The 14,565-nt window shown below is 43.3% G+C and carries 18 protein-coding genes and 1 tRNA gene; 15 read left to right on the top strand and 4 right to left on the bottom strand.

The features are described from left to right. Positions 1-24: 24 nt before the first annotated feature. The 3 genes from modA to ACQRBN_RS11285 all read left to right on the top strand — a co-directional run bounded on the left by modA (position 25) and on the right by ACQRBN_RS11285 (position 2,843). On the top strand, positions 25-918 hold the full coding sequence (modA, locus tag ACQRBN_RS11295; RefSeq protein WP_427739096.1) for a molybdate ABC transporter substrate-binding protein: 894 nt from the start codon (positions 25-27) through the stop codon (positions 916-918). Between the two features lie 101 nt (positions 919-1,019). Continuing rightward, positions 1,020-1,715 carry a molybdate ABC transporter permease subunit gene (gene modB, locus ACQRBN_RS11290; RefSeq protein WP_427739095.1) on the top strand — a complete coding sequence of 232 codons (696 nt, stop codon included), beginning with the start codon at positions 1,020-1,022 and terminating at the stop codon, positions 1,713-1,715. A 15-nt stretch (positions 1,716-1,730) separates the two neighbouring features. Next, positions 1,731-2,843 (top strand): sulfate/molybdate ABC transporter ATP-binding protein, encoded by a 1,113-nt coding sequence (locus ACQRBN_RS11285; RefSeq protein ID WP_427739094.1) that lies wholly within the window; start codon positions 1,731-1,733, stop codon positions 2,841-2,843. Between the two features lie 132 nt (positions 2,844-2,975). On the opposite strand, the gene mgrA is transcribed toward ACQRBN_RS11285, so the two are convergent. Beyond that, entirely contained in the window at positions 2,976-3,965 is a 990-nt protein-coding gene (mgrA, locus tag ACQRBN_RS11280; RefSeq protein ID WP_427739093.1) for an L-glyceraldehyde 3-phosphate reductase, read from the bottom strand. A gap of 433 nt (positions 3,966-4,398) precedes the next feature. On the opposite strand from mgrA, the gene ACQRBN_RS11275 reads away from it, so the two are divergent. From ACQRBN_RS11275 to ACQRBN_RS11265, 3 genes are all read left to right on the top strand, one after another. Continuing rightward, the gene (locus tag ACQRBN_RS11275) at positions 4,399-4,623 is read left to right on the top strand and encodes a CNNM domain-containing protein (RefSeq protein WP_427739092.1); all 225 of its coding nucleotides are present in this window, start codon (positions 4,399-4,401) and stop codon (positions 4,621-4,623) included. A gap of 64 nt (positions 4,624-4,687) precedes the next feature. After that, positions 4,688-5,104, top strand: a complete 417-nt coding sequence (locus ACQRBN_RS11270; RefSeq protein ID WP_427739091.1) for a prepilin peptidase — start codon at positions 4,688-4,690, stop codon at positions 5,102-5,104. Between the two features lie 212 nt (positions 5,105-5,316). Continuing rightward, positions 5,317-5,913 (top strand): nicotinate-nucleotide adenylyltransferase, encoded by a 597-nt coding sequence (locus ACQRBN_RS11265; protein WP_427739090.1) that lies wholly within the window; start codon positions 5,317-5,319, stop codon positions 5,911-5,913. Between the two features lie 136 nt (positions 5,914-6,049). On the opposite strand, the gene ACQRBN_RS11260 is transcribed toward ACQRBN_RS11265, so the two are convergent. Both ACQRBN_RS11260 and dapB read right to left on the bottom strand, forming a co-directional pair. Next, a complete protein-coding gene (locus tag ACQRBN_RS11260; protein WP_427739089.1) occupies positions 6,050-6,364 on the bottom strand; it encodes a YbjQ family protein in 315 nt (104 codons plus the stop codon). 27 nt (positions 6,365-6,391) lie between these two features. Then, on the bottom strand, positions 6,392-7,189 hold the full coding sequence (gene dapB / locus ACQRBN_RS11255; RefSeq protein ID WP_427739088.1) for a 4-hydroxy-tetrahydrodipicolinate reductase: 798 nt from the start codon (positions 7,187-7,189) through the stop codon (positions 6,392-6,394). A 216-nt stretch (positions 7,190-7,405) separates the two neighbouring features. Here dapB and ACQRBN_RS11250 point away from each other — a divergent pair, with 216 nt between their 5' ends. From ACQRBN_RS11250 to ACQRBN_RS11210, 9 genes are all read left to right on the top strand, one after another. Continuing rightward, positions 7,406-8,362 carry a D-2-hydroxyacid dehydrogenase gene (locus tag ACQRBN_RS11250; protein ID WP_427739087.1) on the top strand — a complete coding sequence of 319 codons (957 nt, stop codon included), beginning with the start codon at positions 7,406-7,408 and terminating at the stop codon, positions 8,360-8,362. Between the two features lie 56 nt (positions 8,363-8,418). After that, positions 8,419-8,493: transfer RNA gene (locus ACQRBN_RS11245), tRNA-Pro, on the top strand. Between the two features lie 264 nt (positions 8,494-8,757). Then, positions 8,758-9,681 (top strand): alpha/beta fold hydrolase, encoded by a 924-nt coding sequence (locus ACQRBN_RS11240; RefSeq protein WP_427739086.1) that lies wholly within the window; start codon positions 8,758-8,760, stop codon positions 9,679-9,681. 127 nt (positions 9,682-9,808) lie between these two features. After that, positions 9,809-10,738: a carbamate kinase gene (gene arcC, locus ACQRBN_RS11235; protein ID WP_427739085.1), complete on the top strand. Its 930-nt coding sequence runs from the start codon at positions 9,809-9,811 to the stop codon at positions 10,736-10,738. A gap of 120 nt (positions 10,739-10,858) precedes the next feature. Continuing rightward, positions 10,859-11,044, top strand: a complete 186-nt coding sequence (locus ACQRBN_RS11230) for a ferredoxin (protein ID WP_427739084.1) — start codon at positions 10,859-10,861, stop codon at positions 11,042-11,044. An 87-nt stretch (positions 11,045-11,131) separates the two neighbouring features. Then, entirely contained in the window at positions 11,132-11,374 is a 243-nt protein-coding gene (locus tag ACQRBN_RS11225; RefSeq protein WP_427739083.1) for a YlmC/YmxH family sporulation protein, read from the top strand. Positions 11,375-11,444: 70 nt separating this feature from the next. Continuing rightward, positions 11,445-11,894 (top strand): transcriptional regulator NrdR, encoded by a 450-nt coding sequence (gene nrdR / locus ACQRBN_RS11220; RefSeq protein WP_427739082.1) that lies wholly within the window; start codon positions 11,445-11,447, stop codon positions 11,892-11,894. 122 nt (positions 11,895-12,016) lie between these two features. Beyond that, positions 12,017-12,751, top strand: a complete 735-nt coding sequence (truA, locus tag ACQRBN_RS11215) for a tRNA pseudouridine(38-40) synthase TruA (RefSeq protein WP_427739081.1) — start codon at positions 12,017-12,019, stop codon at positions 12,749-12,751. Between the two features lie 42 nt (positions 12,752-12,793). After that, positions 12,794-13,549 carry an exodeoxyribonuclease III gene (locus ACQRBN_RS11210; protein ID WP_427739080.1) on the top strand — a complete coding sequence of 252 codons (756 nt, stop codon included), beginning with the start codon at positions 12,794-12,796 and terminating at the stop codon, positions 13,547-13,549. A 78-nt stretch (positions 13,550-13,627) separates the two neighbouring features. On the opposite strand, the gene ACQRBN_RS11205 is transcribed toward ACQRBN_RS11210, so the two are convergent. After that, positions 13,628-14,563: a D-2-hydroxyacid dehydrogenase gene (locus ACQRBN_RS11205; RefSeq protein WP_427739079.1), complete on the bottom strand. Its 936-nt coding sequence runs from the start codon at positions 14,561-14,563 to the stop codon at positions 13,628-13,630. Positions 14,564-14,565: the final 2 nt, after the last annotated feature.

The following is a 14,565-nucleotide window of genomic DNA, read 5'->3' as shown; positions in this document are numbered from 1 at the left end:
AAGGAATAAAAGGAGGACAAGACGATGTTCAAAAAAGTAGTGAGCAGCCTGTTAATTGCTGCAATGGCAGGAACTATGCTGGTAGGATGTGGAAGTGATTCATCCGAAGAGAAAAAAGAAGATACGGCAGCAGAGGAGCAGAAGGAAGATTCCGAAGAAGCCAAAGAAACCGAGATTCAGGTGTTTATCGCAGCCAGCCTGAATACCGTTATGACGGAACTTGCAGAAAAGTACAATGAAGAGCATCCGGAAGTGAAGATTACATACAATGCAGACAGTTCCGGCACATTGCTGACTCAGATTGAGGAAGGTTATGAGTGTGACATCTTCTTTTCGGCAGCTCAGAAGCAGATGGATCAGTTGGAAGAGGACGGGCTTGTAGTAGACGGAACCAGAGCGAATGTAGTAAATAATCAGGTAGTAGTTGTTACGCTGAAGGACAGTGGCACGAAGGTAACCGGTCTTGAGAATATGGGAGACGCAGAAAGTATCGCACTTGCTGGTGGAAGCGTTCCAGTTGGAAAATATACTAGACAGGCATTAGTGAACCTTGGTAAACTGGATGCAGTAGATGACGTGTCGACGATTACGACAGAGCAGGTATCAGAAGCACTTGGGGGTACAGAGATCAGTGAGCAAGACAATGTAAGTAAGGTATTGGCAGCAGTCGTAGAAGGCTCTTGTGAGGTTGGAACGACCTATTACTCAGATACTTATGGATATGAAGATGATCTGGATATTCTGGAGACTGTAAGTTATGACCTGACAGGCAACGTAATCTACCCAATCGCACAGGTGGTAAATGAAGAGGCCGATGATGCACAGGCTAAAGCAGCAGAAGACTTCATAAAATTCATTCTGTCCGATGAAGTAAAGGCAGTATTCGATTCTTATTATTTTGATACAGACGTTGAGTAAGTAAAGAGAAGGCAGAGCAAAATGAAGTCTGCATGGATATGGAGAGTATGTATCTGTTGCATGACCATAGGATATAAGATGCGGGAGGTGGCGAAAAGAAGATGATAGAGATATTGGAGAATCTGGACTGGAGTCCATTATTTATCTCGTTGAAAACGGGAGTAGTAGCAACGATTCTCTCTTTTTTCCTGGGGATATTTGCGGCGCGAAAGGTAATAAAGACCACGCCTGGGAAGAAGGCGGTCATTGATGGTATCTTAACACTTCCGATGGTACTTCCACCTACGGTTGCAGGCTTCTTTCTTCTGTTAATCTTCAGCAGGAGAAGACCGCTTGGTATATTCCTGTATGAGACATTTGACCTGAAAGTGGTACAGACCTGGCTTGGCTGTATTATTGCAGCGACGGTGATTGCATTTCCGCTGATGTACCGGAATGCCAGAGCAGCGTTCGAACAGATTGATGTAAATCTTGTCTATGCTGGAAGAACCCTTGGTATGACGGAGGCACAGATCTTCTGGAAAGTAGTTGTTCCGTCTGCAGGACCAGGAATCGCATCAGGAACGATTCTGACTTTTGCCAGAGCATTAGGGGAATATGGAGCAACATCTATGCTGGCTGGGAATATTTCGGGCAAGACTGGAACTATCTCCCAGAAGATTGCAATGGTAATTCAGGATGGTGATTATCTGACTGCCGGGATATGGGTTATAATTGTGATAATGATTGCACTTGTAGTCATTATTCTGATGAATCTGATCTCGGGCAAGAAAATGAAGACTGTGAAGAGATGGTAGGGAGGAATACATACGATGGGACTTTCGGTAGATGTAAAGAAGAAGATGGGAAATTTCTATCTGAATATGCAATTTCAAAGTGAATCCTCCCGCATAGGGATTCTTGGTGCATCCGGCTGCGGAAAAAGCATGACGCTGAAAAGTATTGCAGGGATTGAGGCACCGGATGAAGGGGAGATTGTGATCAATGATAAGGTATTGTATCAGTCTTCTCAGAAGATTAATATAAAGCCCCAGAAGCGTAACATTGGATATCTGTTCCAGAATTATGCGCTATTCCCTACTATGACGGTAGCAAAGAATATTGGCGCCGGACTTAGGGGAACGAAGCAGGAGAATCAGAAACGGGTTGCAGAGATGATCCGGACGTTTCGGTTGGAAGGGCTGGAAGAACATCTTCCGGGGCAGCTTTCTGGTGGACAGCAGCAGAGAGTGGCACTGGCCAGAATCATGGCATATGAGCCGGATGTGATTCTGCTGGATGAGCCTTTTTCGGCTTTGGATATGTTTTTAAAAGACCGGCTTCAGCAGGAATTGGTGGAGATGTTGAAGGGATATCAGGGAATCGTCATTATGGTTTCTCATAGTCGGGATGAGATATATCGGTTTAGTGAAGACCTGATCATTATGGATCAGGGAACGGTTGTGACATCTGGCAAGACGAAAGAGATATTCGATAATCCGAAGCGAAAGGAAGCAGCGAGACTTACGGGTTGTAAGAACTTCTCCAGGGTCCGGAGAATGGATCCGCACAGGATGAAAGCGCTTGACTGGGGCGTTGAGTTCTGCTTGGAGCGCAAGATACCGGAAGATATCTCATATGTGGGATTCCGTGCCCATGAGTTTATTCCGATATGGGGGGAACGTAGGAAGAATTGCATCAGATTCCAGTTGGCAGGCAGCGCGGATCTGCCTTTTGAGAAGAATTTTTATCTGAAGCCGGAGACTGGTTATGAACAGGGAACAAAGGATGAGAGAGAGGCAGAGTCAGGAGGAGAATCAGAGGGAAAAAAGAAAAAAGAGAATATCTGCTGGTTTTTGCAGAAGGATAAATGGAATATTCTGGATGAGAAAGGACTGCCGGATTATTTGCAGTTTCCAGAGGAACAGTTGTTGTTTTTGAATTAAATATGAAAAATTCTCAATAGACTTTAGAGTATAGTAAGAAGGCAATGATATGGATATGACTCATCCGTATCATTGCCTTTTGAGGTTGCCAAAGCATCCGGAGGGAACTGTCGGTGGCTGATTCTGTAGGTATTACAAAGACAAAGCGTCTATCTTCTTAAGTTCTTCTTCTGTAAATCTGATATTTTCCGAAGCCTTGATATTATCAAGTATTTGTTCCGGCTTGGATGCACCGATTAATACGCTGGTTACCATATCGTCTTTCAGTACCCATTTTAATGCCATCTGAGCCAATGTCTCTCCACGTTCTTTTGCAAGGTTATTCAATTCCTGAATAGAATGCAGTCGCTCCGGAGTAAGTTGACCGGCTTTCAGGAAGCGCCCGTCTGTCATAATACGGCTGTCCTGAGGAATGCCGTTAAGATAACGGTCTGTAAGCATTCCCTGTGCCAGTGGGCTAAAGGAGATGATACCCTTGCCCAATCTATATGAAGTCTCTTTCAATCCATTTTCTTCAATCGTACGGTTAAAGATATTGTAGGAATTCTGATTAATGATGAATGGGCAATTTAGATCATCCAAAATCTTACATGCTTTTTCCAGTGTAGGTCCATTGTAGTTGGACAGACCGACATAAAGAGCTTTGCCGCTTACAACTGCCTGATTCAGAGCACCCATAGTCTCTTCCAATGGCGTGTCTGGATCCATGCGGTGATGGTAGAAGATGTCTACATAATCAAGCCCCAGACGTTTCAAACTCTGGTCAAGGCTTGCCAGAAGATATTTTCTGCTTCCCCAATCACCATAAGGACCTTCCCACATATCGTATCCGGCTTTGGTGCTGATGACCAGTTCATCTCTGTATGGTGTAAAATTCTCTCGTAGAATTCGTCCAAGATTCTTTTCGGCACTTCCCGGCTCTGGACCGTAGTTATTTGCCAGATCAAAATGGGTGATGCCGTGGTCGAAAGCAGTAAAGCAAAGTTTTTCCATGTTACCGTAAGCAGAAGTATCTCCAAAGTTATGCCAGAAACCAAGAGATACGGCGGGAAGTTTTAAGCCGCTTTTTCCACAGCGGTTATATGTCATAGATTCATATCGGCTTTGATTTGCTTGATACATAGTGTTGCCCTCCTAATATATTGTAGATATTTCCTGTAAGAATAATTGATATTAATCATATCGCCTGTCTGGAAATCTTGTCAATATGTTTCCGGTGATATGTTCTATATTTCCCTTGAGGTAGAGGATTCAGAGTAGGTGGTTGACACAGGAATTATTTTATGATATCTTATTTTTCAATATATATAAAGGGAGTGTGATTACTTACATGGAAGACGGTTCGGAAGCGGGTACGAAGGGCGGTATTCTTATTTCTCCATGTAATGTTATGAATAGATAGAGGTGTAGTCTATGTTTGGCAGAGAATATAGACTATGCCTTTTTGTTGTTAAATATCCGGAAGGAATTGCTGATGGCAGTTTCTGTAGGTGAATTCATAACATAACTGTATGCAATGATTGATGATGATTAGACTGATTGAAGGAGAAGAAAGATGATAGGAACTATTATATTACAGGTAGTATTAATATTTTTGAATGCAACATTTGCCAGTGCGGAGATTGCGGTAATATCTATGAATGAGACAAAACTTAGAATGCTGGCATCGGATGGAGATAAAAGAGCGGTGAAACTGTCGGCGCTTACAGAGCAGCCGGCAAGATTCGTGGAGAATCATGTTATTGTGGAAGCGGAAGTGCGTGTTGATAATAAGGAATAACAGATAGTTGGCAAATAACAAGCGAAATAGTTGGTCAGGAGTCATTGATAGGGGGTAATCATCTATGCTTATGTATCTATTTCTTGTGCTGCTGGCGATTGTGGCTTTTGTAGATATGAATGCGATGAAGGTCCCTAATTGTCTGGTGGCTGCAGTAGCATTGCTTGGAGCACTGTCAATTCCGCTTTTCCCTGAGATTAGTCTGTGGGCGAGAGGAATAGGAATGCTATGTATCAGTCTGCCGATGTTCATAATTACATTGATTGTGCCGGGAGGATTCGGAGGCGGCGATATCAAGTTAATGGCGGCTTGTGGATTGTTCCTGGGATATAGGAAGATTGCTTTGGCTTTTGTTGTGGCGATAATGGCTGCCGGAATTTATTGTATCTGGATGCTGGTGAAGGGGAAGATGGAGCGAAAGTCAAGGTTTGCATTTGGACCGTTTCTGTGTCTGGGGATGTCAATTGCTGTCACGTTATAAAGGAATACTACTATTGTGGAAAATGAAGAGAGTTTACTGTGGAAATATTAATTCAAAGGACTTTTAACAGAAATAAGCAGTAGATTCTTGCATTCATCTCATATATCAGAGTATACTAAAAGTGTAGCAAAGACGAGATTAACTATACGCTGCATAATTAGTAAGGATAAAAATGAGAGGTCTGTTGCCTTTCGGAATGGGGAGAGATGCATATGATAGAAACAGGAATCGTACATGGAAGGTTTCAGGTATTCCATTTAAAACATATGGAGTATATACTGGCGGCCAAGATGCGGTGCAATAGATTATATATAGGGATTACGAATCCGGACAGTCTGCACACTAGGGATTCTATCCATGATATCAATCGTTCAGCAAGGTCAGCGAATCCGTTATCCTATTTTGAGCGTTATGAGATGATTCGCGGAGCCATGCAGGAATTCAAGATCCCGGAATCAGCGTATGATATCATTCCGTTTCCTATTAACTACCCGGAATATATCCAGCAATATGTGCCCAAAGACGGGACGCATTTTATGCGGATCTATGATGAATGGGATGAAGAGAAATACAAGATGCTGAAAAGCCTTGGGCTGGATGTGGAGATTCTCTTAAAGAAGCCATTGAAGGATAAAGGTATTACCGGTTCCTGGATTCGCAGTTGTATTGCGACAAATCAGGAGTGGGCGCATATGGTTCCAAAGAGCGTGTACCAGTATCTGACGGAGAATCATCTGGATGAGCGGATTGGTCGCCTGGAGAAGATGAGAATGGATGAAAAAGATATTAATCTGATAAAGAGCGAATAAGATAATCCGGCGAGGCATATTGACAGTAATCGGTATGTCTCACCGGATTTTTTTATATCTTATATCATAGGAAATTTTGTTCCCATGTGGGTATTACTGATAACAGGCATGGTGCATTAGCAAGGCGCACGTTTTACTAGTCTATGAATTTGACAGCGGTTCCATACGCCAGAATCTCAGCAGCCCCCTGCATGATAGCACTGGAGGCATAGCGGATATTTACAACTGCGTCGGCTCCCATAGCCGCCGCATCTTCAGCCATACGCTTTGTTGCAATTGCCCTTGCTTCATTCATCATCTCGGTGTAAGAAGTAAGTTCGCCGCCTACCAGTGTCTTGAAACTGTTCATGATGTCTTTCCCTAAATGAACGGACTGAATCATTGTTCCACGTACAAGTCCGATCATCTCGAATTTTCTTCCGGTAATGTAATCAGTATTTACTAATATCATAGAGAATCTCCTTTTCTGTCTTTTTCGTTATAGGTTCAATACGTCTTTAATTGTGTAGAATCCAGGTTCCTTATCTGCAAGATATGCTGCACAGTCACAGGCGCCCCTTGCGAAACATTCCCAGTTATAAGAGTGATGGGTAATCTCCAGGCGTTCGCCCATACCACCGAAGAATACGGTGTGGCTGCTTGGAATATTGCCGGCACGAAGAGAGTGATAGCCAATGGTTCCGGGTTCTCTCGGAGATGCTCCTTCACGTCCGTATACTGCGATATCTTTTAACTCTTTGCCAAGGGCATGAGCCATAATCTCACCCATCTCTTTTGAGGTACCGCTAGGTGCATCTTTCTTCCACTGGTCATGCATTTCCAGAATCTCAATGTCAATCTCATCCTTTAATGTAGTGGTTACTAGTTCCAGCAGTTTGTTCATAATATTGACAAGTTTGGAAGTGTTGGCAGCATAAAGCATAGGAATCTCTTGTGCGGCATCGGTGAATCTTTGCATCTCTTCAGGACTAAATCCTGTGGTTCCGCATACCAAAGCCTTTTTATGAGCAATGGCAAGATCCAGAACTTCCATTGCCATCTCTTTGGTAGAGAAGTCGATAATCACGTCGCAATTATCAATGACGCTCTCAAGATCATCCGTTACAGGCACGCCAAGTTCATATCCGGTCATCGCGATGGCGCCAAGATCTTTCCCGATATAATCGCGTCCTTTGGGACCGATACCGGCAACTAATTCCATATCCTTGCGAGATGCGGCAACTTGTGTGATTAATTTGCCCATCTTGCCCCTTGGACCTACAACAATTACTTTCATAATGTGAACTCCTTTCGCATACAATAATCTATCTTATGGTATATTGTACCACAGAATATAAGGAAAATGGGGGAAATCATTATCGTCAGGAATCGTACCGTCAGAAATCGTAACAGAAGCACAAAAGAAGCAGAAGGTGAATGACAAATGCTTTGTGAGATGTTACAATATAAAAATCAGAGAAAATAGTGCAGATAACGGAAAGGATACAATATTATGAAGAGAGTTCTGGTGGTACTGCCGGTACAGGAAAGACATAAAGAGAAACTGGAGAAAGCCGGAGAAGGATGTATATTTACATATTCACCGGTGAAGGAAGTAACAGAAGATATGATTGCCGAAGCAGAGATTATCATAGGGAATGCTCCAGCAGCAAAGATTGGGGCTTCGGATAGACTGGAACTCCTGCAGCTTAATTCTGCGGGAGCGGATCAGTATATTAAGCCGGGAATATTAAGTGATAAGACAATTCTGACGAATGCAACGGGTGCTTACAGTAAGGCGGTTGCGGAGCATATGTTTGCCATGATGTTCATGCTGCAGAAGAAACTGCATCTGTATCGTGATGCCCAGGCAAAAGCCCAGTGGACGGATGAAGGGACGGTTTGCTCCATTACGGATGCGACCGTATTGGTCGTTGGATTGGGAGATATCGGACTTCATTTTGCGCGTATGGCAAAGGCTTTGGGTGCTTATACGATTGGTGTTAAGCGTAGGATAAGTGAATGCCCGGAAGGTGTTGATGAGTTATACACAACAGATCAGTTGGACGAAGTGCTGCCAAGGGCTGATGTGATCGTATCATTCTTGCCTGGAACTAAGGCGACCTATCATATATATACGAAAGAACGTTTTGCGCTGATGAAGAAGAATGCCCTCTTCTTAAATGGCGGAAGAGGGAATGCGGTGGATGCGGATGTGTTATATGAAGTTCTCGGTGGGCATCAGATAGCGGCAGCAGGTATAGATGTGACCGAGCCAGAGCCACTGCCGTCGGAGCATCCGCTTTGGAGCCTTGCCAATGTGATGATAACACCGCATATCTCGGGACAGTATCATCTGCCAGAGACATTTGAGAGAGTAGTGGATATCTCTGCGGAGAATTTGTCTGCCTATCTGAATGACAGACCTCTAAGGAATATTGTTGATTTTACAACGGGCTATAAGAAATAACGGCTATCAGAAATAATACTTGCATTATCGGACATAATTCGCTAGAATATGTCTATCGGGGTATGGCTCAGTTTGGTTAGAGCGCACGGCTGGGGGCCGTGAGGTCGCAGGTTCGAATCCTGTTACCCCGATTAAAGAAAGCCTAACTCGATGGGAGTTAGGCTTCTTGTGCAGATAGAGGATGTATACATCTATGGATCTGTTTTATACTATTTCAAGAAAAATGTTTAGTTTTTTGAAAAATTATTGCTGGAATTATTATTGTATGTTAAAATAATAAATGAGACGTGGAGCAGAGTGATTATACAGCATATGGCTGTATTATTTCTCTGCTTTTTGTTTACGGAAAATATATAATGCTGTCAGATGGACAGAAAGATTAGGAGGTATGTTACATGTTACACGAAGTGAAATTTCAGTCATTTAATGAGCGGGATGAGGTGTATGGATGGATCTATGTACCGGCAGCAGAGCCGAAGGGAATTGTGCAGGTGATTCATGGATACGGGGAACACTCAAGAAGATATCTGCATATGATCGTGAAGTTCTTGGATGCCGGATTCATCGTTGCGGCAGATGACCATGTCGGACATGGCAAGACAGCGCTTGAGAATGATACCTGGGGCGATTGGGGCGATAAGGGCTGTCATACTATGATGGAGGATGAACATAAGTTAAAAGAACTGGTATGCGAGAAGTATCCGAATCTTCCGTATTTTATCTTTGGACACAGTATGGGATCTTTCATTGCCAGGGATTATATCAGCAAATATGGGGATGAACTTGCGGGAGTCACCTTGTGCGGGACATCTGGCGTATTCCCAGGACTGGAAGAGTCTGAGAAAGCACTGGAGCAGGCAATTGCAGACGGAAAAGGTAAGGAATCTGATCCTGCTTACACGGTTCAGTTGATGGGGTGGATGTGTGAGCGATGCGGAGAGATCAGCATTGGAAATGAATGGATCTGTGCTGATCCTTATGTGCAGAAAGACCATGCTTTGGATCCGTTCGATGCATTTACTAAGCCGACAACGAATCAGTCGCTGCTTTACTTTGTTCAGATGTTCCAGGTAATCACTGGTACAAATTGGGCGGAAAAAGTACCGACAGCGTTGCCGATTTATAATATTGGCGGAGACCAGGATCCGGTCGGACAGTATGGAAAAGGCGTGTATGAAGTTAGCAATTGGCTGTATGATACGGGTCACAAGGTGGAGACGAAGTTGTACTCCGGATATCGACATGAGATTCATAATTATAATAAGATTAAAGATGAAGTAGAGGCGGGCATCATTGCATTCATGAATAAGAATCTGTAAAAAGCAGAGAAATCCGCAGCCAGCAGAATTCAGACATTGCAATTTACATAGAAAGATACTATAATTTCTTTATATTTATTTTTTTACATTTAGAACAGGAATATAAAGAAAAGCAGAGGTATAGATTATGAAGAAAAGAGTTGTAGTTGCATTAGGACACCGCGCTTTAGGTACTACATTGCCAGAGCAGAAGGAAGCAGTAAAGAAGACAGCGAAGGTGATTGCAGATCTGATCGAGGCAGGATATCAGGTTGCCATTACTCATAGTAATGCACCGCAGGTCGGGATGATTCATACAGCGATGAATGAATTCGGCAAAGCACATCAGGATTATACCGCAGCGCCAATGTCTGTATGCTCTGCCATGAGTCAGGGATATGTCGGATATGACCTTCAGAATGGGATTCGTGAGGAACTTGTGAATCGTGGAATCTACAGGACGGTAAGTACGATCCTTACACAGGTAATCGTGGATCCATATGATGAAGCCTTCTATACGCCTACGAAGATTCTTGGACGTTATATGAATGTGGAAGAAGCGAATGAAGAGCGCAAGAAAGGTAATTATGTTGTGGAGGAGCCGGGAAAAGGCTATCGCCGTATTGTATCTGCTCCGAATCCGGTCAGCATTGTGGAGATTGATGCAATCAAAGCACTGCTGGATGCAGACCAGGTCGTAATTGCCTGTGGAGGCGGCGGAATTCCGGTATTGGAGCAGGATCACCGTCTGAAGGGTGCCAGCGCGGTCATTGAAAAGGATCTGACGGCCGGCAAGATGGCAGAAGATGTTGATGCAGATGAACTGATCATTCTCACCAGTGTTGAGAAAGTTAAGATTAATATGGGAAGACCGGATGAAGAAGAACTGGGCGAGATTAATCTGGAACAGGCAAAACAGTATATGGAAGAAGGACATTTTGGCGAATACAATATGCTGCCGAAGTTCAGCGCATCCGTATCCTTTATTGAGAAGAGAGAAGGAAGAAGCGCGCTGATCACATCTTTTGATAAGTTAAAAGATGCATTGAAAGGGAAGACCGGAACGATGATTCGATAGATATGTATATTCATTCGAGTATCCCGTAATGCATGCCTTCGGCTGGCGGGCTCTGCCCGATAATGTATATTTTGGCAGGATTGGGACATACTACTTGAAAAATGCAAGGAGGAATGACTCATGAAAGCAAAAGTAAATGATGGATGTATCTCTTGTGGAGCATGTGTGGCAACGTGCCCGGAGGTGTTTCGGTTTGACGATGATGGTATTGCAGAAGCCTATGCAGATGTAACGCCGGAGTATGAGAGTGCAGCGATTGAGGCAAGAGATGGCTGCCCGGTATCCGTAATTGATATTGATGAATAATGAGGCTGGGATAAACCAGAATGGAGAATTCCGCATATACTATGAATAAGTAGTATATGCGGAGTTTTTGCTGAAGGCGGTGTTGATATGCGGTTGTGTGAATTAGAGAATAAGGAAGTGATTAATGCCTGCGATTGCAGGAAATTGGGGTATGTGGTGGATCTGATTATTGATGAGTGCAAAGGGTGCATTGAGGCATTGGTGATTCCAAAGGCGGGGAAATTCTGTGGATTTTTTAGTGATGGATCAGAGTATGTGATTCCATTTAAATGTATCAAAAAGATCGGGTCAGATATCATCCTTGTGGAGATACATGAGGAGAAGAAATGAAAAGTAGTTTGACTTCTGCCGATTTAACAGATATACTGTATACAAGAAAAGAAGAAAGGAACAATACAAGATGAAGTGTCCATATTGTAACCAGCCAGATACCAGAGTTATTGATTCCAGACCTGCCGAGGATGGGAATTCTATCCGTCGCCGCCGCTCCTGTGACGTGTGTGGAAAACGTTTTACAACATATGAGAAGGTCGAGACGATTCCACTTATTATTATTAAAAAGGATAATAATCGCGAACAGTATGACAGGGGCAAGATTGAGAATGGAATTTTAAGTGCATGCTATAAGCGTCCGGTCTCAGCGGTGGATATCCAGCGTGTGATCGATAAGGTTGAGACGAGAATATTCAGCCTGGAAGCCAAAGAGATTCCGAGCAGCAGAATCGGCGAGATTGTTATGGAGGAATTGAAGAATCTTGACGAGGTTGCATATGTAAGATTCGCATCGGTATACAGAGAGTTTAAAGATGTGAACACTTTCATGGATGAACTGAAGAAGATATTGAAATAATAGATATAGAAGGTATTTACTAAGAGTATAATAAAGTGATAGAATAAAAGGGAGAAGCGATATTGAAAAGTTTGCTTCTTCCTTTTTAAATATTCGGGTAATTAGATTGGGTGAGAAGATATATGAGAACATACAAATTAACCATCTCTTATGATGGCAGCAGATATCAGGGCTGGCAGCGCCAGGCAACAACGGACAATACGATCCAGTTTATTCTGGAATGGAGCATTGGCAAATTAGTAGGCTACCGCGTGCAGGTGGATGGCTCGGGAAGAACGGATGCAGGTGTTCATGCCCGCGGACAGGTGGCCAGTGTAAAACTGTCCAAATTATACGATACGAAAGAATTAAAAGATTCATTGAACCGATATCTTCCGGAGGATATCCGGATTGTGAAAGTAGAACTTGTGAAGAATGGCTTTCATGCCCGCAAGAGTGCCAAGGGCAAGAAGTATGAATATTATATTGACTGCCGGGAGAAGCCGGATGTATTTTCACGAAGATATTGCTATCATTATCCGGAGAAACTGGATATTGAAGCCATGCGGGATGCGACGAAATACCTGATTGGACCTAAGAATTTCACTAGTTTTACAGACGACAGGGAGTGTAAAGATCCTGTCCGCAGGATTACCAATATCAAGATTGTGCGAAGCGGAGAGAAGGTTCGGATTACCTATTATGGGACAGGCTTCTTGTATCATATGGTTCGGATTCTGACGGGGACGCTTTTGGAGATTGGAACCGGCAAGCGGGATGCGTCTATGCTTCCGGTAGTAATCGCGGCAGAGGATAGGAGCCTCGCAGGATTCCTGGCTCCGGCGAGGGGATTGTTCTTGCGAAAAGTCTATTATTAAAAGATAGTATGTTATGGAAATATGAATAATGGAGGATCATAAATGAAGTTTATTTCATGGAATGTAAATGGAATCCGTGCATGTGTGCAGAAAGGATTTTTAGATTTTTTTAAAGAAGCAGATGCGGATATCTTCTGTATCCAGGAGTCGAAGATGCAGGAGGGACAGTTGGAACTTGATACTCCGGGATATCATCAATATTGGAATTATGCCAAGAGGAAGGGGTATTCAGGAACGGCGATATTTACGAAAGAAGAGCCTTTATCTGTGTACTATGGAATCGGAATAGAAGAACACGATCAGGAAGGCCGCGTGATTACATTGGAATTCGGGGACTATTATTTTGTCACGGTATATACGCCGAATTCCCAGAATGAACTGGCAAGGCTTCCTTACAGAATGCAGTGGGAAGAGGATTTCCTCGCATATCTGAAGAAGTTAGAGGAGAAAAAGCCTGTTATCTTCTGTGGCGACTTGAATGTAGCGCATAAGGAGATTGATCTTAAGAATCCGAAGACGAATCGTAAGAATGCCGGCTTCACAGACGAGGAGAGGGAGAAGTTTTCGACGCTTCTGGATGCAGGCTTTATTGATACCTTCCGGTATTTCTATCCGGATATGGAAGGAATCTATTCTTGGTGGTCTTACCGTTTCAGTGCAAGGGCTAAGAACGCAGGGTGGCGTATAGACTACTTCTGTGTATCGGAGGCATTAAAAGAGCGCTTGAAGGATGCGAAGATTCTGACGGATGTGATGGGATCAGATCATTGTCCAGTGGAATTGGATATCGAATTATAATCAGATAAAAGATGGATGGCGAGAAAATTGACAAGATATAATCTTGAATTCTTCTCGCCGTTTTTATTGCTTATCGTTTTAAAACTGAAAGAACTCCCTGATCTGTTCAAGGATAATTTCCATCAGTCGTGTTCTTGCTTCAACACTTGCCCATGCTATGTGTGGAGTGATGAAGAGTCTTCTGCTGTCTTTAAACTCAAGTAATGGACTATTTGGATTCATCGGTTCTTCCCGTAATACATCCAGTCCTGCTGCGGCTATCTCATGATGTTTTAACGCTTCTGCAAGGTCCTGTTCAACAACGATTGCGCCGCGTCCGAGATTAAGAAAGATACAAGAGTCCTTCATCTTCTGAAAAGCGGCTGCATCAATCAGATTCTCTGTATATTGGTTGAGTGGTGCATGAACGGAGATGATATCAGAGGATACCAGTAATGTATCCATATCCGTCTGATGATATCCATCTTGTGGAGCACTGCCGGACGGAGAAGTGTAGATTACTTTTGCACCGAAACACTCGGCGATAGATGCAATCCTTCTGCCGATATTGCCAAGACCGATAATTCCCCAGGTCTTGCCCTTTAATTCATAAAAATGTTCTTGAAAATGAGTAAATAAAGTATCGCCGGCATATCGCTCTTCTTTTACGTAATCATCATAGAACCGAAGTTTTTCCAATAGATAGAAAAGCATGGCAAAAGTATGCTGTGCGACGGATTCTGTGGAGTATCCGGCAACATTTCTCCAGGCAATATGGCGGCTGTCCAGATAGTCTTTCTCCAGATTATTCGTTCCGGTACCGGTTACGCAGACTAATTTTATGTTTTTTGCTTTGCCGATCGTTGTCTCGTTGATCTGCATTTTATTTGTTACGATTACGTCAGCGTCAGCGACCCTTTCCGGGATATCTTCCGAAGTGGAAAAAGGGTATTTGATTACTTTGCCTAATTGTTCATAGCCAGACAAGTCAATGTCCTCGCCGATAGTTTTCACATCCAGAAAAACAATCTTCATTA

It is taken from the genome of Bariatricus sp. SGI.154 (assembly GCF_050313795.1).
In the GTDB taxonomy this organism is placed as follows: Bacteria; Bacillota; Clostridia; order Lachnospirales; family Lachnospiraceae; genus CAMBRQ01.
The sequence above is the reverse complement of the archived record's forward strand: the minus strand, read 5'-3'. Positions and strand labels throughout refer to the sequence as shown.